Annotated in this window: 22 protein-coding genes and 1 tRNA gene; all 23 read left to right on the top strand. The window is 58.7% G+C overall.

The genetic code is table 11. The features are described 5' to 3' along the window. Positions 1–448 precede the first annotated feature (448 nt). Positions 449–524: transfer RNA gene (locus ACQRD3_RS11990), tRNA-Ala, on the top strand. Between the two features lie 165 nt (positions 525–689). Beyond that, on the top strand, positions 690–1,643 hold the full coding sequence (locus ACQRD3_RS11985) for a DUF6017 domain-containing protein (protein ID WP_427781550.1): 954 nt from the start codon (positions 690–692) through the stop codon (positions 1,641–1,643). A 74-nt stretch (positions 1,644–1,717) separates the two neighbouring features. Beyond that, complete coding sequence (locus tag ACQRD3_RS11980) at positions 1,718–3,484, top strand: ParB/RepB/Spo0J family partition protein (protein WP_427781549.1); 1,767 nt, start codon at positions 1,718–1,720, stop codon at positions 3,482–3,484. 4 nt (positions 3,485–3,488) lie between these two features. Next, the gene (locus ACQRD3_RS11975) at positions 3,489–3,779 is read left to right on the top strand and encodes a hypothetical protein (protein WP_427781548.1); all 291 of its coding nucleotides are present in this window, start codon (positions 3,489–3,491) and stop codon (positions 3,777–3,779) included. A 91-nt stretch (positions 3,780–3,870) separates the two neighbouring features. Beyond that, positions 3,871–4,818: an ArdC-like ssDNA-binding domain-containing protein gene (locus ACQRD3_RS11970; protein ID WP_427781547.1), complete on the top strand. Its 948-nt coding sequence runs from the start codon at positions 3,871–3,873 to the stop codon at positions 4,816–4,818. Continuing rightward, entirely contained in the window at positions 4,815–5,318 is a 504-nt protein-coding gene (locus ACQRD3_RS11965; protein ID WP_427781546.1) for a hypothetical protein, read from the top strand. The genes ACQRD3_RS11970 and ACQRD3_RS11965 overlap by 4 nt, the downstream gene beginning before the upstream one ends. 10 nt (positions 5,319–5,328) lie before the next feature. Then, positions 5,329–5,727, top strand: a complete 399-nt coding sequence (locus ACQRD3_RS11960) for an LPD28 domain-containing protein (protein WP_427781545.1) — start codon at positions 5,329–5,331, stop codon at positions 5,725–5,727. A gap of 42 nt (positions 5,728–5,769) precedes the next feature. Continuing rightward, positions 5,770–6,336, top strand: a complete 567-nt coding sequence (locus tag ACQRD3_RS11955) for a hypothetical protein (RefSeq protein WP_427781544.1) — start codon at positions 5,770–5,772, stop codon at positions 6,334–6,336. Positions 6,337–6,355: 19 nt separating this feature from the next. Continuing rightward, positions 6,356–7,276: a hypothetical protein gene (locus tag ACQRD3_RS11950; protein WP_427781543.1), complete on the top strand. Its 921-nt coding sequence runs from the start codon at positions 6,356–6,358 to the stop codon at positions 7,274–7,276. A 9-nt stretch (positions 7,277–7,285) separates the two neighbouring features. Beyond that, on the top strand, positions 7,286–8,080 hold the full coding sequence (locus tag ACQRD3_RS11945; protein WP_427781542.1) for a hypothetical protein: 795 nt from the start codon (positions 7,286–7,288) through the stop codon (positions 8,078–8,080). 122 nt (positions 8,081–8,202) lie between these two features. Then, complete coding sequence (locus tag ACQRD3_RS11940; protein ID WP_427781541.1) at positions 8,203–8,829, top strand: hypothetical protein; 627 nt, start codon at positions 8,203–8,205, stop codon at positions 8,827–8,829. After that, positions 8,826–9,131 carry a plasmid mobilization protein gene (locus ACQRD3_RS11935; RefSeq protein ID WP_427781540.1) on the top strand — a complete coding sequence of 102 codons (306 nt, stop codon included), beginning with the start codon at positions 8,826–8,828 and terminating at the stop codon, positions 9,129–9,131. Before ACQRD3_RS11940 ends, ACQRD3_RS11935 begins: the two co-directional genes overlap by 4 nt. Next, positions 9,131–10,543, top strand: coding sequence for a relaxase/mobilization nuclease domain-containing protein (locus tag ACQRD3_RS11930; protein WP_427781539.1), 1,413 nt, complete (start codon positions 9,131–9,133; stop codon positions 10,541–10,543). Before ACQRD3_RS11935 ends, ACQRD3_RS11930 begins: the two co-directional genes overlap by 1 nt. After that, positions 10,476–10,940, top strand: a complete 465-nt coding sequence (locus ACQRD3_RS11925; protein WP_427781538.1) for a hypothetical protein — start codon at positions 10,476–10,478, stop codon at positions 10,938–10,940. The genes ACQRD3_RS11930 and ACQRD3_RS11925 overlap by 68 nt, the downstream gene beginning before the upstream one ends. Before the next feature lie 5 nt (positions 10,941–10,945). After that, positions 10,946–11,557 (top strand): DUF3801 domain-containing protein, encoded by a 612-nt coding sequence (locus tag ACQRD3_RS11920; protein WP_427781537.1) that lies wholly within the window; start codon positions 10,946–10,948, stop codon positions 11,555–11,557. A 24-nt stretch (positions 11,558–11,581) separates the two neighbouring features. Next, the gene (locus tag ACQRD3_RS11915; RefSeq protein WP_427781536.1) at positions 11,582–12,445 is read left to right on the top strand and encodes a hypothetical protein; all 864 of its coding nucleotides are present in this window, start codon (positions 11,582–11,584) and stop codon (positions 12,443–12,445) included. Between the two features lie 401 nt (positions 12,446–12,846). Continuing rightward, on the top strand, positions 12,847–13,641 hold the full coding sequence (locus tag ACQRD3_RS11910) for a Fic family protein (protein WP_427781535.1): 795 nt from the start codon (positions 12,847–12,849) through the stop codon (positions 13,639–13,641). Between the two features lie 74 nt (positions 13,642–13,715). Beyond that, complete coding sequence (locus ACQRD3_RS11905) at positions 13,716–14,123, top strand: DUF3846 domain-containing protein (RefSeq protein ID WP_427781534.1); 408 nt, start codon at positions 13,716–13,718, stop codon at positions 14,121–14,123. Positions 14,124–14,226: 103 nt separating this feature from the next. Further along, positions 14,227–15,117: a hypothetical protein gene (locus tag ACQRD3_RS11900; protein ID WP_427781533.1), complete on the top strand. Its 891-nt coding sequence runs from the start codon at positions 14,227–14,229 to the stop codon at positions 15,115–15,117. Between the two features lie 29 nt (positions 15,118–15,146). After that, complete coding sequence (locus ACQRD3_RS11895) at positions 15,147–15,869, top strand: class D sortase (protein ID WP_427781551.1); 723 nt, start codon at positions 15,147–15,149, stop codon at positions 15,867–15,869. A gap of 92 nt (positions 15,870–15,961) precedes the next feature. Next, positions 15,962–21,136, top strand: a complete 5,175-nt coding sequence (locus ACQRD3_RS11890; RefSeq protein ID WP_427781532.1) for a SpaA isopeptide-forming pilin-related protein — start codon at positions 15,962–15,964, stop codon at positions 21,134–21,136. 75 nt (positions 21,137–21,211) lie between these two features. After that, positions 21,212–22,117, top strand: coding sequence for a hypothetical protein (locus ACQRD3_RS11885; protein WP_427781531.1), 906 nt, complete (start codon positions 21,212–21,214; stop codon positions 22,115–22,117). A gap of 12 nt (positions 22,118–22,129) precedes the next feature. After that, positions 22,130–22,881, top strand: a 752-nt coding sequence (locus ACQRD3_RS11880) for a type IV secretory system conjugative DNA transfer family protein (protein ID WP_427781530.1), incomplete at its 3' end; no start/stop codon positions are given.

Here is a 22,881-nt window from a genome sequence, read left to right as displayed (position 1 = left end):
TTCCCTGCTGTTTTCTCCTGCAGTGTGATGAAACTCCTGCAGAGATTGTCCGGAGAGGGAGAACTGTATTTTCTCTCTGTATGGTACCTTGGAGCGGATTTCAGGTGCCCGACACTAGGAGAGCAGATATGCTTGTCGTGTGGAGTATGCCAATTTTACGCGGAAGGTATTGTGGGGGAACCTGCCGGGGATCCCAACGGGAAAAACAGCGAGTTGCGGCATAAAAGAGCGAAAAGAGCTTGACAAATAAGAAATGCTGTGGTAACATACAAAACGCGCCGTAAATGGTGCATATGGGGGTATAGCTCAGCTGGGAGCCGTAAACGCGCACGCGCGTACCCCCACATGAGCGACAGCATAAGCCCCAATTTGACAATTTAACAATGTTTCCTTGTTTGTTCGACAAGAACAATTTTCTCCCCGAAAGAAATTTTGGGGAGAGTTATACGGGGGTATAGCTCAGCTGGGAGAGCGCTTGAATGGCATTCAAGAGGTCAGCGGTTCGATCCCGCTTATCTCCACCAAAAGGAAACAGAAAAAACTCGTTTTAACGAAAGTTAAGACGAGTTTTTTCGTTTTCTTCCCGAAGATTGATATGTCCGCTGACTGCCATTCAGCACTCCCCTATCCCTATGGGCGTTCCGAAAGGAACGCCCTTTTTTTTATGTCCAAACGACAGGAGGCTCACTATGGAATTTGATTATTATTACGGCGACGAGAGCAATCAATTTGCTTTCTACCGTATTCCCCGGCAGCTCATTACCGGGGAGGCTTTCAAGAAATTGTCCACAGACGCCAAACTATTGTACGGCCTCCTGCTGGACCGCATGAGCTTGTCTGCCAAGAACGGGTGGTACGATAAGTCGGGGCATGTCTACATCTACTACACCCTGGAAGAGATACAGGAGGACCTGAACTGCGGCCATGAAAAGGCGGTCCGACTCCTGGCGGAGCTGGACACCGGTAAGAAAGGGTTCGGCCTCATTGAGCGTGTCAAGCAGGGGCAGGGCCGCCCCACCAAAATCTATGTCAAACGCTTCACTACCCGCGCCATACCGCCGCAACCCGCTGCGCCGCAGGACATTCCCAGACTTCCGATTTTCGGAAGTCAAGACTTCGGAAAAACAGAAGTCAAGGGTTCCGAAAAACCGAAGTCAAGACTTCCGGTTATCGGAAGTGCAGACTTCCGAAAATCGGACGCAAGTTATATTGAATCTAATCAGACTGATCTCAGTCAGCTTTATCCATCTATCCATCCATCTGCCACAGGACCGGAGAGCGGATGGATGGATCGAGGCGAGTGCCGGAGAGAAGTGGAAGAAGCAATCGAATTTCCCCTTCTCTGCCAGCAGTTTGGTTATGAGGACGTGGAAAGTGTGACAGAGCTGATCGTGGACACGCTATGCAGCACCCGGCCTACCTTTCGTATCGGAGGGGCGGAGATGCTGGCTGAGCAGGTGAAGGGGCGTCTGCAAATGCTGGACAACGGCCATCTGGAATACGTGTTTGACTGCATGAGGCGCAACACGACAGAGATCCGCAACATCCGCGCCTATCTGCTGACCGCCCTATATAACGCCCCAGTCACCATGAGCCCCTATTATCAGGCTGCGGTCCAGCATGACTTTTCCCATCCCAGCTGAAACAGTTGAGGCGATAATGTCCCGCAAATTGAGGGACGTTTCGATAATTCAAATTATGACAGGAGGAATCTATTGTGGCTGACCCTAAGAAAAATCCTCTGATCGGAGCGTTTCGGGCTCCGGTCTCCAGCACGTCCCCGCCGGGGGAAGCTCCTAAAGAAGATGTGAAGGACACACAGACATCCCCAAACACAGTCCCTGGTAAGCCTGCTGACGAGAAGAGGGTCCCGGAAGGCGACAAGACCGCCCTCACTGGCATTGCCAAGCCCATCGACGAGAAGAAGGTCCCGGAGGGTAACAAGGCCGCCGCCGCAGGCACCGCCAAGCCCGCCGATGAGAAAAAGGTCCCGGAGGGTGATAAGGCCGCCGCCGTAGGCACCGCCAAGCCCGCCGATGAGAAGAAGGCCCCGGAGGGTGGCAAGGCCGCCGCCGCAGGCACCGCCAAGCCCATCGACGAGAAGAAGGTCCCGGAGGGGAACAAGGCCGCCGCAGGCACCGCCAAGCCCATCGACGAGAAGAAAGTCCCGGAGGGGAACAAGGCCGCTGCTGGCACCGCCAAGCCAACCGATGAGAAGAAGGCCCCGGAGGGCGATAAGCCCGCCGCCACTGGCACCGCTCAGCCCGCCGATGAGAAGAAGGCACCGGAGGGTGACAAGGCCGCCGCCGCAGGCACCGCCAAGCCCGCCGATGAGAAGAAGGCCCCGGAGGGTGACAAGACTGCTGCCTCTGGCACCGCCAAGCCTGCCGACGAGAAGAAGGCCCCGGAAGGCGACAAGCCCGCCGCCACTGGCACCGCCAAGCCCACCGATGAGAAGAAGGCCCCGGAGGGTGACAAGGCCGCCGCCGTTGATACAGCCAGTCCGAATCAGGAAGAGGAGATCCCCAAGGACTTCAAGTTCCAAATCTTTGAGGATGGCGACGTGGGCAAAATAGTCTCCATGCCCATCGACCTGATCGACGATTTTGACGAGCATCCCTTCTTGGTGGAAGATAATAAGGACATGGATGAACTGACGGAGAGCATCCGGCAGTTTGGCGTACTGGAAAACGTAACGGTCATCCCCAACGAGAAGAAACCCGGCCGCTATATCATGGTGGCGGGCCACCGCCGCAAGCATGGTGCCCGGCGGGCCGGGCTGACCCACATCCCGGCGACCATCCGCAACATGGACCATGATTCCGCCGTGATCTACATGGTGGATTCCAACCTGAAACGCGAGAAGATCAGCCCCATGGAGAAGGCCCGGGCCTATCAGATGAAAACCGACGCGATGAAGCGGAAGATGGGTCGCCGTACCAAGGAAGAAAAGGCCCAGATGGAAGCCAATGGCCAGAAGCCTATGACGGCGGATGAAGAACTGGCGAAGCAGGTTGGTGAGAGCCCCGCCACCATCCAGCGGTACAAGGCGCTGAACAAGTTGGTCCCAGACCTCCAAACCATGGTGGATAAGGGCAAGCTCCCGGTCAATACCGGCGCAGATATCGCTCAGATGAAGCCAGCGGAGCAGAAGGTCCTGGCAGATGCCATCCAGAAGGAGGACAAGGTGCCTACCGGGGCCAAAGCCAAAGAGCTGAAGGAGGACAGCAAGGCCGGGAAGCTGACCACAGAGAAAATCGAACAGGCCGTGGCCCCCACCAAGCGGGAGGAGACGCCGCCGCTGAAGATCACCCTGACGGAAGAGGACCTGCGGCCCTACTTCCCGGATAAGCGCACGACCATCCCCGATGTAAAGCGGGGCGTCTTTGAGGCGCTGGACCTTCGGAAGCGGGCCATTGAGCGTCAAAAGGCAAAGGCCGAGGCTGATAAGGGCGTCAAAAAGGCGGACGCTCCAACGAGGTGACAGGATGCCGGAGAAGCGGATGTGCAAGAGCTATGAGATCATTGACAGCTGCCGGGTAGGTGATACGGAGGTAGTCCTGGGATACAGCCCCACGGAGGTCTCCCCCTACGTCACATGGAAGTGCTACGCCCACGACAATTTCCAGGGGTACAACTTTGGCCGTTACTTCGGAGACGAGCAGGCCGCCCGGAAGAGTATGAAACAGCGGGTAGCGGACCTACGGGAGGACCTTCCGCCCGGCCACCCGGACTGGAGGCCCCGGCGTCACAAAAAAGACCCTGGCATGGAACGATAACGTACCATGGCCAGGTTTTTTTCGTATTCAAAAGTCCCCTCAAATTGAGGGAACTTTCCAGGAGGTGTGAAAAATCGAGTATCAAGAGCGCATGGAGCGTGTGCGGGAGCTGACGGACAAACTGGAGGCCGGCATCACAGACCTGTTCCAGAGCGACCGATATTCTGCCTATCTGCGCTCCCTCTCCAAGCTGCACCAATACAGCTGCGGCAATGTTTGTCTTATCAAGCTCCAGTGTCCGCACGCCTCCATGGTGGCGGGGTATGGAGACTGGAAACGAAAATTTGGCCGTCATGTCAAAAAGGGAGAGACCGGCATCACCATCCTGGCCCCCTGTCCCTACTGGACGCGGGAGGAGGTGGAGGAGACCGGCCCGGACGGACAGACTACCAGGGAGCAGAAATGGGTGAAGAAAACAGGTTTCACCACGGCTACTGTGTTCGATATCAGCCAAACAGAGGGGCGGGAGGTCCCAAAACTGGGCGTAGAGTCTCTGACAGGCACCGTGGAGGGCTATGAAAAACTTCTGTCCGCCTTAAAGTCCCTCTCCCCTGTCACAGTTGTCGAGGGAGACCTGCCCCCAGGCGTGCATGGAGCCTACCACCACGCGGAGAAGAAGATCACCCTCCGCTCTGGCATGAGCGAGGCCCAGACCATCAAGACGCTGATCCATGAGATGGCCCATGCCAAGCTGCACGCACTTCCGGCGGAAGGCGGGATCGTTCTCGGGGCTCACGAAAAGAACCGGCGCACCCGCGAGGTAGAGGCCGAAAGCATTGCTTATACGGTCTGTCAGTATCTTGGCCTGGATACCGGAGATTACTCCTTCGGCTACATTACCGGATGGAGCAGCGGCAAGGAACAAAAGGAACTGCGTTCCTCCCTGGAGTGCATCCGGGATACTGCCGCCAAGCTGATCGACGGTATTGAGAGCTACTGTTTGGAGAGTCCACTCCCGGAGCCTGTGCCGCAACGGCAGAAGAAGCGTGCTCCCAGCCGGAAGAAACAGGCCCGCACCGCAAAAGTCCCCTCAATTTGAGGGGAGATTGCGAGACCATTGTAAAAAAGGAGGGAACTGCCATAGAACAGCAGGAGCTTTACCGCTATTACTCCACCCAACGGCCCGTAGACGTAGGAACTTACCCCAGGGAGCCGGACAACCCTTTGATGGGCTTTCTGAACTACGATGAACGTATTACGGTGGAGCATGGCGCGTTCCGGGCCTGGGGCGAGGTGATGTACCGCGCCCCGCTGACCCCGGACGAGCTGTACCAATATGAACTGCGGCCATCGCGGGACAACCCGGATGTACGTCAGACCATGCAGGAGCAGGCCCAGGTGGTCGGCCGGTGGGAGGACCGAAACGGCATCCACACGGACCGGAGGCTGACCCGCTGTATCGGTATCGGCGCGTATATCTGCGGAGACCGTGTGACACCGGAGGAGCTGGCCAAACGGTATCAACTGGCTGAGGATATCCCTTTCGTTTCCCGCCGGGGACCCCGGCCCAAAAAGTCCCCTCAAATCGAGGGGAGATAGGAGGAGCATCATGTACCCCATCAACGCCAGCACAGAAACATTTGAAGCGGTCGAGATACTGACTATCCCCGGCCTGTTCACTACCCTGCGGGTGGATCGGTCCACCCTTCCCAAGTGGATGTACCTCTATGAGATGCAGACAGACCCGGAGGACTGGGGCCGTCCCTGCCTGCTGGGGCGGCATATCACGGTGGAGCATTTTGGGACGGTCCTCACGGCCAGCCCCCTCCCCCTGCCGCCCAGCGGCTATGTGGACCTGGCACCCGGCGACTTTGACCAGCGCCAGGGTATGGAGCGGCTGACGGCGGCGGAGTTTGAGGCCAAGTATCTGGACCCGAACTACCAGCCGCGCAGGACTCGCGGCCGGATGTGCCACAAGAGCAAGCGCTCCATGGCTATGGTACGGTGAAGAGCGATGAAGGACACGAGGATCGAGCTACTGCCCTTTTTGATGAAGCACACCCTGCCCCAAGACGAGGAACCGCCCCTGTATGGATTCCGTCTGGACTTGGAGATCATCAAAGCGGCTGTGGCGGAGCCCAATATGGAGGACCGGATCTTTTATTGGATGCCCAGGCCCTGCGGCGGCGTATGTGTCAAGGAGCGCAACGTATTCCTGCGGGATTCCGACGACTACCGGATCTGGACCACGCTGGAGCAGGGAGCCGCACAGCAGCGGGCATATCACATCACACTGACCGGTGGGCGTCCAAGGAATCCCATTGGGTCAGTACGGACCTTCGATTACGCGGCCCAGCTCCGCCGCTTGCCAAAGGACGTGCTGGATATTTCCGCATTGGAACTGACCTTTCGCTCTGGAGAGCGCCTTGTGCTACCGGTGGAGGAATACCGCCGGAACAGGGAGCAGTTTTTTACCGAGTATGGGACGGTGCGGCGGCTGCGCTATCTCCCGAAAAATGAAGCGGAGCTGAATCGTGTCATCCTGATGGAGCATCGGTATCAGAAAGGATGGCAGCCCAACCGAAACCGGCAGACCCCAGGCGGTCCGGCCAGATAGAAGGAGGTGAACCTATCCCATGGGAAAGAAGTCATTTTATGAGATCAGCCCAAGTGAAGGCTATCTACGGGAGGGGTCCTATCTGGAGGTCAGTCGGCAGATCAACTACCACGGCGAAAGAGCCGACTTCAAGCCGTTTCTGAATGTCCCCATGAAGGACCTGGAAAAGCAGTTGAAGGCCAGCCAGGCGGAAGAGAAAAAGGTTTTTGAGGATATGAAAAAGGCGATCACCACCTGGGACCAGCATGGAGCTCAGACCCTTCTCCTGCAAAAAGCGATAGAGTACCTGCGGACGCCGGAGGTGATGCACACCGGAAATGAGTGGAAGCGCCATAAGGATGGTTCCTGGGAGATCAGCAACTTGGTCTACAAAATGACGTTCCACATCGTAAAGGCCGGGGACGAGTGGAAACTGAGCTGGGAGCTGTCCTACACAGCCCCCGGCCTGGCGCAAGGGTACTGGAGTTATACCCGGTCTCCCAGAGAGCGTATCGAATATGAGGGCAGCAAAAAGTACAAGACCCTGGAAGGGGCGCAGAAATATGTCCAGAGCAGATTTGACCTGTATGCAGACCGTTTTGAGAGTCTGTCCCCACCTATTCCGGCGGAAGCGAAGGAATTGTTCTGTGTCAACGGCCAGCTTCTGCAAGGATACTCCCTCATGCCGCCGTCCCCACAAAGAGAGCCGGTCACGCTGGAGGCCCTGCTGGACTGCCTAGAGGACAGCGATCTTGTGAAGGAGCCGCCCAAAAAGGAGCGTCCCGCCGAGCCGGAGGCGGTGCTGGAAGGGAAAACGTCCATGGAACAGGCCCCAGAGCCTGCCTCCGCTCCTACCCAGCCGGAGACCAGACAGGAGCAAAAGCTGCCTCCGGTCAGAGCCGCACGCCCCATGGCCAAGAAAGCCCCGCACCGCAAGCAGCGTGTGGCGATGGCGCGATAGGGGGCGGCTATGGCATACACACATATCGACCCCGGACGGGAGATCGAGGTCTCCACCCGCATCTATTCCAGCAAAGACCAGGACCATGTGGCGGAGCTGGTCAAGCTGCCGCGCACGGAACTGGCGGAACTGGAAGAGGCCAGTGTGGCCCGCGAGAAAGAGATCTTTGCCAAATTCTCTGAGCTGGAAAAAGAGTGGCTGAAGCAGGCGGCGGAGACGGCGGCCATCCGCAAAGCCCAACAATATCTGATGGTCCTGCCCGTCGATCATACGTCCAACCAATGGAAAAAGGACCGATATGACAACTATGAGCGCAGCAACATGGTCTACAAAATGACCTACCGCGTCTCCGAGCGTACCCATTATGACCGTGCCAGGCAGGAATCCGTGACCGACGCCTGGTGCCTGTCCTGGTATCTCCATTACAATACCATCCACAACCCGAACCCGGACTTCACCGGAGAAGGCTGGCGGATCGCCGGGCAGAGCGACAAGCGGTTTGGTACAAAAGAGGAGATGGAGCGTTACCTGCAAGGCCGGATCAATGCCTATGCCCACCTGTTTACCGAACTATCCCCTCCGATCCCCAAGGACCAGAAGGACCGCTTTTGTGTCAACGGGGTCCTGCTCCCAGGCTACACCGTGGAGCCCCCGGTGGAGGAACGGGTGGATGAACTGCTGTCCTTCCTGGAGGAGGACCCATTTCCGGTAGAGGAACCGGCTACCCCCAGGAAGGAGCATCCACAGGCTGCCCGGAAAGGACCCAAGAAACCGCCCCGCCGGAAAACAGTCCCGGTACGGTGAGACAGCGGCGCTTGCGCCGCTGTCCGCGCCAGCATGGCATTTTGACAGCAAAATGCCGCAGGTCAGGGGCTTCGCCCCTGATACCCCATCCCCAAAAACGTCCCTCAATTTGAGGGACGTTTTTGCGTGGGCGGCGCTCCGCCCACATCCTATCACAGACAGGAGGCATCCATATTTACAGCAAAAAAGAGACAAGGCTGCTGGAAGAAGCTATCCAGCGGCTTTTTGGTGAGACTTCCTATCAGGTCATCCGAACGCCCTGCCGTGGGAAGTACCATGGGCACAGTGATTACTCCCTTGTGTTTGGGAGTGGCAGAAAGCTGTATGTGGGACTGGACCAGCGGAACTATGTGCCCAAACTGCGGGAACACCTTAGCTACATCCAGTATTTTCGGGAGCACCAGGCCGAGAACACAGAAAGGATAAAGGCTGCGCTTGCCGCCCACGACACCCCATTTTGTGACGCGGCTGTAGAGGTCTCGCCATATCCGGGCTCAAATGACCTGGTTGTTTATGGCGTAGCCGTTCTCACACACCGAAGCGGCATCAAGCTGATATACCGTGAGACCAATATGCACTATTTCCTTGTGAGCGGAGACCGGGACTGGCATTCATTTGATGCGTGTATGGCCCATCTGTTGAAGGACGCCTGCGGAGAGCAAGCGCACTGTATGGTATGTGACGCCGACGGCCTCCGTCCCACCCACCAGAAGCACCCGGTCCGAAAGAGAGAGGAGGCAGTTCGGTGAAACCCCATAAGACCATCACCCTGCGGCTGGACGCCGCCCACTACGCCCGGCTGACGGAGACCGCCCAGACCGCCGGGCTCAAAATCGAACCTATGCTCCGCCAGCTCATCATGGGCGTCAACCTCCGGCCCCGGCCCCCCGATACCTACGCCGCTCTGCTCCGGGAGCTGAACGCCATCGGCAATAATGTAAATCAGCTGGCTTATCAGGCCAATGCCAGAGGCGAGGCTACCCAGGACGAGATACGGGAGGCAGCACGGCTGGTCCGGCAGGCGGTCCAGCTGGTCCGGGACACCCTGTAATGGCCTACACCAAGATCCTAGTCATCCATAACCGGCTGGACAAGTGTGTGGGCTATACCCAGGACCCGGAAAAGACCTCCCTGGAGGCCGCCATCGACTACGCCCTGGACCGGGCCAAAACGGAGCGCACCTGTTATGAGACCGCCATCAACTGTTCCCGTGACCGAGTGTATCAGGATATGCTGGACACTAAGCGGCGATGGGGCAAGGAGGGACGCAAACGGAAAGGCTATCACATCATCCAGTCCTTTGCCCCCGGCGAGGTGACGCCGGACCAAGCCCATGCCGTGGGTGTGGAATTTGCCCAGCGCCTTTTAGGAGACCGCTATGAGGCCATCGTTTCCACCCATCTGAACAAGGCGCATCTCCATTCGCATATCGTGTTCAATTCCGTATCCTTTGTGGACGGGGTCATGTACCGGGACCATCTGAAGGACTACTACGGCGGGGACGGCACAGGTATCCGGGGGACCTCGGACGCCATCTGCCGGGCGCACGGTCTGTCCATCATCGAGCCCGCCGCCCCGCTGAAAGGGGCCCCGGTGAGCCGGGCCGAGTGGGAGGCGGACCGGCGCGGCAGACCCACCGTGCGGGGCCTGGTCCGTCAGGATGTGGACGAGGCCATCCGGCAAGCCTATACCTATCAGTCCTTCCTCGACCGACTGAAACGGATGGGGTATCAGGTAAAAAGCGGCCCCAAGGTCAAGCATACCGCTGTTCTGCCCCCAGGCGGAAAAGGCTATCTCCGCCTGGACAGCCTGGGCGAGGGGTACACGGAGGCAGACATACAGGCCCGGCTTGCCGCCGTCCGCTCCGGCGAGGCCCCGGCACAGCCGTACAGCTCCCCGGCGGTGCGTTTCCGCCTGTTGGAGCCGGGCCGCCGGTATCAGGTGCGGGGCAGGATGCCAAACCGCCCCCGAAAGCTCACCGGCTTTCAAGCCCTCTATTTCAAATATCTCTATCTGCTGGGAAGCAGGCACAAGCGCCGTCCGGGAAACCGGGTGGCGTTTTCCGTGCGGGAAGAGCTGCGGAAGCTGGACCGATATCAGGAGCAATTTCAGTATCTCCGCCGGAACCGCATCGAGACGGCGGCCCAGCTGTCCATGCAGTATGACGCTATTCAGGCGGAGATAGACGCCCTCACAGAGCGGCGCGGGGAGCTGTACCGGCAGAGGCGGCGGGGCGATGGGAACGAGGAAGTCCAAGCGGAGATCGGGCAGATCACCGCGCACCTGCGGACGCTGCGGCGGGAAAGGAAGCTGTGCGTCCGTATCGAAGGCGATATCCAAACGGTCCGGGCAGCGGTGGACAAACCGAGTCCAGACCAGGAAGGGGGGTATTTTTGTGAAAAAGCTGATCCGGGCAGACCTGAGCGCCATCCTGTCCCTGCTCCCGGCCTATCAGCCCGTTGAAGCAAGTGACCTGGAACTGGACCTGCTAAAGCTCCAGAGGGGCGGACAGGCCGACTATCTATTCCTTGCCAGGCGGGAAAAGTGCTGGCTCTTTGACCCGCCCCGCGTCTATGAGCCGGGCAGCTATGAGAATCTGTGCTGGCTGGCCTATCAGGACCGGGACGAGTGGCCGGTGCTTGCCCTGTTTCTCCATGTGGAAAAGTTTGTGGACAGGCGGCCATGGGGGACCGTGACATTGCTGGACTATTTGGAAACGGCCCGTGATGTGGAGCAATATTCCCAACTGCCTGTCCTCCAGCGTGAGCGGCACTGGAAGCTACTGGTCAGGTGGTATCTGCAAAAGGTCCAGTATTGTTCTATTTTGGAAATCATCCAATATCTGAAAACCGGGAGGTGAAGAAGATGGACAACAGCGGCGAAGTGGCTGACCTGATGGTAAAAGAGAGTATCCAAATCACAGAGGCCACGATCAAACTGCTGGCGGCAGGTGGAAAGAATATGACGGTGTTCCTGCTGGCGCTGGCACGGGACAACAAAAAGCTCTACGGCAAGACCAACATGAAGAAGCTGCTCCAGGCGGGCCGGGGGGTGAAAAACTTTTATATCAAAGAGAGTGACCTGGATGATTTTCGGGCCTATGCCCAGAAGAAGATCCTGTTTGCCGTTATCAAGGACACCCGTTCCAACAACGGTATCGTAGACCTTGTGACCAATGAGGACTATGTTCCCCTGGTCAACCGCTATCTGGAACAGCGCGGCTATCCAGCTCCTGGAGTGGAACAGGAGGCGGAGGCGCCAAAAAAAGCCGCCCCCCGCGTTCGACCAGAACGCTCTTCACCACAGCGCGGGAGTGGCTCGACAGCCAGGCAGACGAGGAGTACGGAGACTACTGAGGCCCCTGAAAGCCGCCCCAGTGTGAAAGAAAAACTGGATATCTGCCGGGATAAAGCAGAACAGAAACGGAGCCGCCCCGCGCCGCAGCGCACCCGGCCCGTCAAGACACAGGCCCGATAATTTATCACAAGGAGGATAATTTTTATGGCAAATCTGGAAGAGATCATTGCAACCAAAGTGGAAAGCGACTCCCAGTGGAAAAACCAGCAGCAGGCAGACCGTCAGAACACCACAGAGATGCAGGACTGCGGCATTGAACTGATTGTGAACGACCCGGCCCAGTACCTTCACTACCTGACCTTGCAGGGTAACAACCTGGCATACAGCGCCGGAAATGTGGCCATCGTCCTGGCGGGGATGGAGGAGGCCACCGTGTTCGGCACCCGTGACCGCTGGCAAACACTGGGCCGGAGCGTCGTGGAAGGCGAAGTCGGGGTGAAGATCTTCGCCCGTGACGCCCGTACCAAGTCATACGCTCTGACCGACGCCTACGATGTGAGCCAGACCCAGGGCAAGGACCTGAAACAGCGGACCCTGCAGGAGGACAGCGCGGAGATGTCCAGCGCCCTCAAGACCCTGCTGAATTACTCCAAGGCGGAGCCGGTCGTGGACCATGACCTGGATACCCCCGCTTTTTTCGACGAGGAGAAACGGGAGCTTGCCATCAACCCCGACTACTCCGACCCCGAGGCGTTTGCCGCCATCGCCGCGGAAGTGGCCCTGACCCGCTATCACGACAAGGGCTACAACCCGGATTACAGCTGGGCCCGGTATGAGCTGGACGCACAAAGCGTCTCTTATATCCTCTGCCGCCGGTACGGCATTGAGCCAAAGCAGCCTAATCTGGAGCGGCTGGCAGAGCGGTTCGAGGGGATGTCCCTGGATGAGTGCAAAAGCGTGCTGGACAAAGTACAGGATATGAGCAGGCAGATCGGGCGCTCCATAGATTTGAATATTGAGAAAGAAAAGCGCAAGAGCCGCACCGCCGAGCGCCGCCCTGTGAGATAAACTGCCGCTGGGGGCGTCTCCCCTTGACAGAGGCTAATCTGTCCGCCGTCCCCTGTCAAGGCCGGACGATCGTTTGCACGATCGCCCGCGAGCCGCCCAGTCTGCGGACTGGGCGGGCCTTGACCGGGGCCGTCTGACAGATTGGTTGGTTTCCAAGGGGAGGGACACCCCAAAAGCCGCCTGACGGCGGCTTTTGCCAGACTGGGGAGGCGGGCGGAGCACCGGGACCTCTCCGCAAGACCGGGAGAGCGGCAGGCCGCCCTGACCGCCGCCCATCCGGGCGTCGGAGCAAAATATCCCTCAAGTTGAGGGGCATTTCGTCCCCCTGGTTTCCCGTTGCCTGTTTTCACGCTCCATGATATAATATGCTCAAGAAATTTCTCTGAAAGGCAGGTGGCTGCATGAGCGGCAATACCCTGTTAGACCGTATCGACACATACGCCCAGGTCATCCGGGAGCGCCGCCCCCTCACCCCGGATGAGGTGAAGGAGCTGGATGCCTATTTCCGTATCGGCATGACCTATACCTCTAACGCCCTGGAGGGCAATTCCCTCACCTTATCTGAGACCAAAGTGCTGCTGGAGGACGGCATCACCGTGGGCGGCAAGCCCATCCGGGACTGCTATGAGGCCACCGGCCACGCCAGAGCCTACGACTATATGCTGGAGACCGCCAGGGGCGGCCCCCTGCAATTCCGGGAGGAAGATATCCTCCGCCTGCACGCGCTGTTTTACGGCGGCGTTGACCCGGAGCACGCCGGACGCTACCGGGAGGGCCAGGTGTTCATCACCGGCACGGAGTATGTCCCGCCCACAGCGGAAGAGGTGCCCGGCCAGATGGCCGCGCTGGTGGAGGAACTGAACCAGAAGAAGGACGCGCTTCATCCGGTGGTTTTGGCCGCCTACGCCCACCGGCGGCTGGTGGATATCCACCCCTTCCAGGATGGGAACGGCCGCACTGCGCGGCTGTTGATGAACCTGATCCTGGTGAACAAGGGCTACTGCGTGGTCTCCATCCCGCCCATCCTGCGCCACGACTATATCACGGCGCTCCAGCAGGCCCAGCGCCATACCCGGCCCAGCGACGCCGCCTTTATCAAACTTATTTGTGAGTGTGAACTGGAGGCCCAGAAGGACTACTGCCGGATGTTCCGCATCAAACTCCCGGAGCGCAGAAACGACGCCCCGGAACGCTGATTTGTAAGTCCCCTCAATTTGAGGGGGCTTTTTCTTTTGCCCGAATTTGATTCCAAGAAAAGGAGTAGTACGTTTTGAATGTCTTGATCGTAGAGCCAGGCTGCGCCCCTTATGAAAAAGAGATCCATGGACTTCGGGAAATGCAGGCGGTAGTGGGCGGCTTGATACAGGCCATCTATCCCTATAAAGAACCAGTGGCCCTTGTCTGTAATGAAGAAGCTCTCCTTTTGGGCCTGCCCTTTAATCGGAGCGTGGAGGGGGGATATGGCGGGATCTGCGGCACCTTTTTTCTCTGCGGTCTCGAGGCGGATAACTTTTGCTCTTTAACACCAGAACAAGTGCGAGTCTACAAAAAGAAATTTCACCATGCGGAACTTCTGATCGGTGCAAATGGAGATGAACTGATTACCATGAAGGTTCCTCCCCGCCGGAAGGATCACCCTCCCAACCAGCGGCATCCGCCTGACCCCAGGGAGCGATAGATGATGTAGGCCGAAGGGCCAACAAGAAAATTTCCCCAGCTCAGAAAGTCCCCTCAAATTGAGGGAACTTTCTGAGCTATTTTAATTAAAGGAGTTGACCCACATGAAGAAACGAGCCGCGCCCCTGTTCCTGGCGGTACTGACTGCCTGTGCCATGACCTGTCCGGCCAGGGCCGCCGAGGCAGCGCCCGCCGCCCTTTATCCCGTGGAGGTACAGGAGTATAGGACGGAGGACCTGGAAGAACCGCGCATCAGCAAGACCTACGCGCTGTCTCCCGCAGATGACCCGGCTCTCATTCCGACCCAGGATTTTGAACGGTCCGGCCGCGTTTACACGCTGCTGGATGTGGTCAGAGAGGAACAGACAGAGACGGACAGCAAGTATCATACCGAGACCGTGACGCTGGACAGCAAGAGCAAGGATATGGAGGAGATCATGCCCCTGCTGGCCGCCACCTGCGAGGCCGCCACAGAGGACGGCTATACCGGCGTCCTCACACTGGATACCGCCAGCATCCAGGTGGAGGCATCCGGCTATGCCACTTCCACCCGGAATGTTTCTGCCACCCGCAGCTATCCCAACCTGTCCGAGGCGGACGTGTCCCTGGTGCCCAAGACAATTGAGGATAGTGGCCGCACCCTCACCCTGGCGGACGTTCAGTGGCAGGAGGCCGGAGGTTTTTATCATGCGGCGGCCACCTACACCGGCACTGCCTCCAGCCAATATGCCACCGGCTACACCGTTACGGCGGACTATACCGGGGAAGTGACCAGGACCACCAATGAGACAGTGCTTTATACCGCAGTCTTTGGCCCGGCAGAGGAAACGGCGGATGAGACTGCCCTTTCACAGGCGGACCAGGCCGACGGCTTTGATTGGCGCTGGCTCCTGATCCTGCCTGCTGGGGCGGGGGCTGTCGGTCTGGTGTTCCTGGGCCGTTTCCTGTTCCAAAAATACAAATCCAAAAAAGAATGGGAGGAGTTTAACAAATGAAGCTGAAACCCCTTTGTGTGGCTGCCCTCATGTTGGCCGCCATCTGCGTTACTCCGGCCAGCGCCCTGGAGTACACCATAGACGCCCCAGAGGATTATCTTTTTGGGGCTCCCACCAGCGATGACACCATTTATGAATGGGAAGATCCCAATGTGGACCGAGGCAAAAATACCGCCCTGATCCCGCCCGGCTTTGGTACGCCTACCAGTTATCTCCCCGGCTCCGGCACAGCCCTGACCCCCAACCTGGTCCCCGGAGCGTTGGAGGGCGGCGGCCTGGTGTCCCAGACAGGGAGCGTTACCTATCCGACCGTGGACAGCGGCGGCTGGAGCGGTCCGGCGTTTACCACCGTCACCAGCGACCTCTACTACTCCGGGGGACACCTGGGGACGCTCAAGATCCCGGCCATCGGCCTGACCGTCAAGGTGTACCAGGGGACCGGCAGCAGCACCCTTGCAAAAGGTGCGGGCCATTTTCCGAGCACCAGCATTTGGGATGGAAATGTTTGTATCGCCGGGCACAACCGGGGCGTTCGGGATGACTTTGGAGACCTGCATACTCTGGAATACGGCGATACCATCACCTGGACCACCAAACTGGGGACGCGCACCTATGAGGTGGTATCGGTAGAAAAGGTGCTGGAGACCGATACCAGCGGCACCGCTTCCACCAGCGACAACCGAATCACACTCTACACCTGTGTCCGCAACCAGAGGGCATACCGCTGGATGGTCCAGGCTGTGGAGGTCTGAGGTATTAAAAGTTCCCTCAATTTGAGGGAACTTTCGATACGTTTCTTTTTAGCTGTTTGATTTGACCTATCCATTTTACAGAAGGAGGCAATATGAGAAAACTGCTATCTATGTTTTTGGCCTGCATCCTGACCCTTGGAATACTGCCCACGGCGGCCTTTGCGGCCAGCTCTGAGGAGGATGCCTTGGGCGAAGTGGACATCTATAACGGTGACTATGAGCTGGGCTACCTCGCCATCAACGGCGCGGTCAAAAAGCAGAAATACACCTACTTTTTATACGAATCCAATGATGGGAGCACCAAGGAATCTCCTGCGTACTGTGTCAACCCGAATCAGTACGGCGTGCCCCAGACCGTCGGCCCCGGCGAGAGCATCAAGTACCTGGCTGAGGAAAAGGCCAGCGACCCCAAGGTGGTGGGCATCATCTCCAACGGCTACCCCCACCGCAGCCTGGGAGAGCTGGGACTGGAGAACAAATATCAGGCGTTTTACGCCACCAAAATGGCGTTGTGGTGCTACCTGATCCCCAGCTGGGATATTTCCAACCTGAAGGTGGCCCCCGGCCTGAGCGGCGATGAACTGGACAGAGGCAACCGCATCCTGGCCGCCGCCAAGGACATCTACAAGCGGGGCACCACCTACAACTATATGCTCACTCCACGGATGACCGTCACAGCGGACAAGTCCACGGCCTACCCCGTGACCATCGGCGGCCAGGAGTACAAACAGCAGGTCTTTACCATCTGGAGCGAGACCTGGGTATATAACTACGATGTATCCGTGGTGTTCTCCGACCCGGACAGTGTGCCGGAGGGCACGAAAATTGTGGATGCCAACAACAACGAGATCACCGCCGTCACCACAAAACCTACCTCGGACGGCTATGCCGGGATCTTCAAGGTGCTCTATCCCGCCGACAGCGTGGAGGGCCAGTCCGGCAATGTCCAGCTCTCCCTCTCCGCACCTGTGGCCCAGTACGCCGCCATGTACGCCGTGTGCCAGGAAAAGGAGCAGTACGGCAACCTGCAAAATTATATTTGTGACCTGGACAACAAGATACAGCTGGATGTAGCCGCCGTCAGCAGCTATTCGTCCGGCGGGACCACAACCCCGGATGAAACCGCGCTGAAAATCGTGAAGCTGGAGGAAGGGACCGAGCTTCCCCTGGAAGGGGCCGTGTTCTCTGTGTACGACCCGGAGGGAAAGAAAGTCGGCTCCTACTCCACCGGCCCGGACGGGACCGTGACCATCCCCCTCACCCTGGAGGGCCACTATACCGTGACGGAGGAGATCCCGCCCCGGTATCACCTGCTGCCGGAGGAGACCACCCAGCACGCCGATGTGGAGTATAACAAGACCGCCACTCTGACGTTCTGGAACGCACCCTACGGCTCCCTGCGGGTGGAGAAGCGGAGCGACACTGGCGACACCCTCTCCGGCGTCACCATCCAGATCAAGCACATCGAGACCGGCGAGACCCGGACTGGTCAGACCAGAAACGGCGTCATCGTCTTTGACAAGCTGGCCCCCGGCGGCTGGGAAGTCCGGGAGCTGGCGGGCATTGACGGCTGGGTGGCGGATACAGACACAGTACAGACCGTAGCCGTAGTGTCCGGTGAGGAATCCACCGCCACCTTCATCAACAAGGAACTGCCCGGCTTGCGGATCATCAAATATGAGCGCGGCAGCATGGAGCTCATGCCCGGCGTTTCCTTTGAGATATTCCGGGACGCCGAGAGCCTGGGCATCTTCCAAACGGACCAGTTCGGTGAGATCCTGCTGACAGACTGTGAACCCGGCACCTACCGCGTGGAGGAACGGGACACCGGCGGGGACGGCCATGTGCTGGATACCACCCCCCAGGAAGTGGAGCTAAAGGCCGGAGACGGTATCAAGGAGCTGGTTTTCTTCAATGACCGCCTGCCTGGTATCCACCTCATCAAGGTGGACAGCTCCGATTTGAGTAAGCCCATCGCCAATGCCCGCTTCCGCATCGAGGCGGTGGACGGCTCCTGGGGGCCGGAAGAGTACACCACTTCCGAGGAAGGGACCATCGACCTGTCCAAGCTCCCCGTGGGCGCTTATGTGGTGACGGAGCTGGAGTGCCCCGGCTATGTGGTGGACGACGCCCAGCGCATCATCCACCTGGACGGGAATGAGCAGGCGCAGTTCGTGTTCACCAATTCCAAGCTGCCCAGTCTCCATCTGTATAAGGAGAGTGCGGACGGTACACCCCTGGGCGGCGTCACCTACCGGCTGGCGAAGATCGAGGACGGCTCCCGGTATCTGGACCGCACCACAGGGCCGGACGGCTCTATCTGCTGGGAGGGCCTGGAGCCTGGGGTGTACTCCTTGCAGGAGGTGTCCACCGTATCGGACCATATCCTGGACCCCACGGAGTACCATGTGGAGCTGTTCCCCGGCAAGGACGCCACCATCTGCCTGCAAAATGACAAGCGCCCCAACCTGACCATCCACAAGAGCGACGCCGACACAGGCGCGCCGGTCCCCGGCACGGTGTTCCTGGTCAAGGGGGCGGACGGCCATAGTGTGGCAGAAGTGACCACCGGACCGGACGGCTCCGCCACGGTGGAGAACCTGCTGCCCGGCGTCTACGAGGTTTCGGAAAAGTCGGTGCCGTCCCCCTATCTCCCGGACGCCGACCCCCAGCTGGTCACGCTCTACCCCAATCGGGACCGGGATGTGTATTTTGAAAACCACAAGCGGCCCACCGTCACCATCCAGAAGGAAAACTCCGTCACCCATGACCCCATCCAGTACGCCGAGTTCCATATCACCTGGTCCAGCAACAAGACGGAAACTGGGGAGCAGCGGGACCTGGGCACCTCCCAGACGGATGAGGCGGGCCAGATCATCCTGGAGGGCATCGAGGACGGCTGGTTGACCATCAAAGAGACCAAGCCGGCCCCCGGCTACCAACTCCCGGAGGACCCGGTTACGGAGGTCTACGTCAAGAGCGGCGAAAATAAGACCGTCACCATCTCCAATATCCCCATGTCGGCCCTGGTGGTCTACAAGCAGGACAGCGTGACCGGGGAAGCCATCTCCGGTGCTCGGTTCCAGCTGAAATACCTGGGCGGCGAGGTCAGCGGCAGCGGCGGCACCGTGGTAGGCACTTATACGACTTCGGCCAACGGCTCCTTTATCGTTACGGGGCTCAGGAAGGGCTACTACATCTGCGAGGAGTTGGAGAGCGACAGCGGCCACGTCATTGACGCCGCTCCCCAGACCTTCTATATTTCCGGCAAGGACCAGGACATTGTGACCCTCTATTTCTCCAACGCCCCCAAGGGGGCCGTCCTGGTCAAGAAGGTATCGGCAGTGGACAACACGCCGCTCTCTGATGTGGAGTTCCTGGTGACAAAATCAGACGGCTCCGTGGTAGGCAACTCCAACGGTAAGTTTGTGACGGACTCCACCGGCACCTTCCTGGTGGAAGGGGTGGAGCCTGGGACTACCCTGGTCATCAGGGAGACCCGCGCCAAGCCGGGCTATCTGCTGGACGATACGCCCCAGACCGTCCAAGTCAAGGAGGGGCAGACCGTCACAGTGGAGTTCCGCAATCACCCCCTGGGAAATCTTATTATCCATAAGCTGTCCAGTAAGGATAAGACCCCGCTGGAGGGGGTGCAGTTCAAGATCACCTACGCGGACGGCTCCTACCTGCCGGACGAGAGCGGCAAGCTGTCCTCTAATGGTCTGTACTGGACCGACGCGGAGGGCCAGATCGTCCTCTCCGGCATCACCGGCACGGTAGTCGTGACCGAAGTAAAGAGCATCCCCGGATACACCATCGACCCGGACACACAGAGCCAGACCGTGGTAGTTGACCCGGATGATACACAGGAACTCTGGTTCTACAATGCGCCGGTGGGCGGCGTGGAGCTCATCAAAGTCAATGAGGCGGACAGGACAGAGCGCATCCCCAACACCACCTTTGAGATTCGGCGGGTATCGGATGACGCCCTGGTGGACACCGTGACCACCGGGCGGAATGGAACGGTGTACCTCCCTCTGGAGAGCGGCGATTACTACGCCGTGGAGACCGAGGCCGCGGATGGATTCAGGCTGGACGATACGCCCATCTATTTTACCGTCAAGGAAGGCAAGACCACCCGCAAGACCGTGACCAACAAGGCGTTCTCCGGCATCATCATCCATAAGGTGGACCCGGACGGCCACGGAATCCCTGGCGTGACCTTCCTGCTCTATGACAGCGGTAAGAACCCCATCGGCCAGTACACCAGCGACAACAGAGGCTATGTCTATATCGACGACCTCACGGAGAGCGGCCGCTACTACCTGCGGGAGCTGGAAAACGAGGGATATGTGCCGGATACAGAGCTGAAAACGGTCTACGTCAAGAGCGGCCGGACCACCGAGATCACCTGGGAGAACATCCCCATCACGGGACAAATCCAGATCGTCAAGAAGTCCGCCGACTACAACCCCACCACCGGCCTGCCCGCCGGGACGCTGCTGGAGGGGGCTATCTTTGAGATTTACGACAGAGCAGGCAATCTGGTGGACACCATTCGGAGCGACAGCCGGGGCCTTGCGGTATCCAAGCAGCTCCCGCTGTCCCGCTACACCATCCGGGAGGTCAAGGCCCCAGACCACTATGGCGTAAATGAGACGGAGCTCACCGCCTATCTGGAGCATGAGGGCCAGATCGTCCGCTTTGAAGTGACCAACAAGAGCCTGACCACCGGCGTATCCATTACCAAAACTGGCCCGAAGGAAATCGTTTCTGGTCAGCCAGTGCGCTACACCTTCTCCGGCATTGCCAATACCTCCAATGTCCGGCTGGACAGTTTCTACTGGAGGGACACCCTGCCCGCCGCCGTGACGCTGGACTGTGTTATCACCGGAAGCTACAATTTCCCCGGCGTGTATAAGGTCGTCTACAAGGTGAACAACACCGGCAGCTACCGCACACTGGCGGATAACCTGAGTACCAGCCAGACCTACACCCTGACCGCATCCCCTGCGGCCCTGGGCCTTGCCGCCAATGAGCGTGTGACCGAGATCATGTTTGTGTTTGGGCAGGCGCCGGCTGGTTTCGCCCAGGTGGAGGCCCCTGTTCTCTATTGTACCGCAGTCAATGGCCTGGCCGCAGGCAGTTCCTTTGTCAATGTGGCCGACGTGGGCGGCGTCTATAACGGCCAGTGGGTACAGGCCGTGACCCACTGGGTAACGACTGTGTACGGCAAGACGGAGCCCCTGCCCCGCACGGGCTATTGAGCATCCATTTTCAGAGAGCCGAAACGTCCCTCAATTTGAGGGACGTTTCGGCTCTTCCGTTTTGAAGGAGGAACTATGCCAGACTATCAGGCTGTCTCCAGCGGCTATGAGATCAGCAAGAAAATCGCTGACATCCTGGAGGACATTGATCCCATCCAATATAACGGGAACAACCGGGCCCGCCGTGTGCGGAATGTGAACGACTATATCCAAGGCCGGAACGATATGCCCCTGGAGCCCCTGCTGGACTGGGCGGCCAAGGCGGACAGCGGAGCCTATGCGGGAAGGGTGGCGGCGGTCCGACAAATGCTCCAGGCGTTTCAGCGGCAGAAGTCGCTGCTGGGCCGTCCCTACCAGCTGCCGCACAGCTTCAAGAGCACCTATAAATACTGCCTGCCGGAACGGTCGGACCGGGCCAAGGTCATCGACCAGGAGACCTTCGACCGGGCGGCACAGAGCGGTTTCCCCTACGGCTTTTTTCGACACTCGTTTTTTGACGGGGTGGACCTTTACTGTATGCCGGACGGGGAGGACTGCTCTTGCAGTACCTTTCAAAACTGTTCCTTTGTTGCCAGCCGGGTCCACGGCGCGATGTTCCTGCACAGCTGCCTATACGGCTGTGAGTTCCATTCCTGTGATATCCAGGACACGACTTTTTTGGGGACGACGTTTGCCAATACCCATTTCAGGGACTGCACCCTTCGGAAGGACAGCTTTTTGGCGGCGAGCTTGAAGTCCTGCCTGACCGTAGACTGCATGATGGAAGAGATCGACTTCTCCCATGCAGCTCTGGACAGCTGTACCTATAGACGTATCCAGGCCGGGGACATTCGGAACCTGGCCTCGGCAAAGATCACCCAGGGCGGAGCCACAGCGGAAGAGTGCGCGGAAAACCGGGCGGCTGTCTTTCGCGCCTTTGGCGTGCGGGACCAGGAGCGGCCCCCGGCTGCACGAAAGCGGCCCTCTGCACCGGAGCGGTAAGGGGGCGGCGCTATGCACAAAAGCAATGCTGTCAGTCCGCTCCTGTGGGGATTCCTTACCCTGCCTGTGCTCTGGCTGGCGGCTCTGTTGGCCTCCGGCTATGAGGACGGTATGACGGTATTCGACCTGATGGGCCGTTTTGATGAGCTGCTGGAGCATCCCTTTTCCATTCGTTGGGCGCCCCATACCCCGAAATTCATGTTAGGGGCCCTGCTGGTGTACGGCTTCGCCGTAGTGCTCTACTGCTCCACCCGAGAGAACAGGAGGCCCGGCGAGGAGCATGGTTCCGCTAAGTGGGGCAGTCCCAAGCAGCTCAATGCCAAGTATCGGGACAAGGACCCCTTCCAGAACACCATCCTCACGCAGAATGTCCGTATGGGCCTCAATGGAAAGGTCCACCGCCGCAATCTCCTGCAAATCGTCATTGGCGGCTCCGGCGCGGGCAAGACCCGCTTCTTCTGCAAGCCCAACCTCATGCAGGCAAATTGCAGTTTTCTGGTCACTGACCCGAAAGGGGAGACGATGCGGGCCGTGGCCCCGCTGCTCATCGAAAAGGGCTATGTCATCAAGGTATTTGACCTGATTGACACAGACCACTCCGATGCCTTCAACCCGTTTCCCTACCTGAAGGACGATAAGGACGCCATGAAGCTGGTGAACAATCTCATCAAAAACACCACTCCTAAAAATGCCTCCAACAACGATCCGTTTTGGGAGAGTGCGACTCGTTCGCTGGCGGTAAAAAGTCAGCGGACAAACAACAA

The organism is Candidatus Pseudoscillospira sp. SGI.172 (assembly GCF_050313575.1).
Lineage (GTDB): Bacteria > Bacillota > Clostridia > Oscillospirales > Oscillospiraceae > Vermiculatibacterium.
The sequence above is the reverse complement of the archived record's forward strand: the minus strand, read 5'-3'. Positions and strand labels throughout refer to the sequence as shown.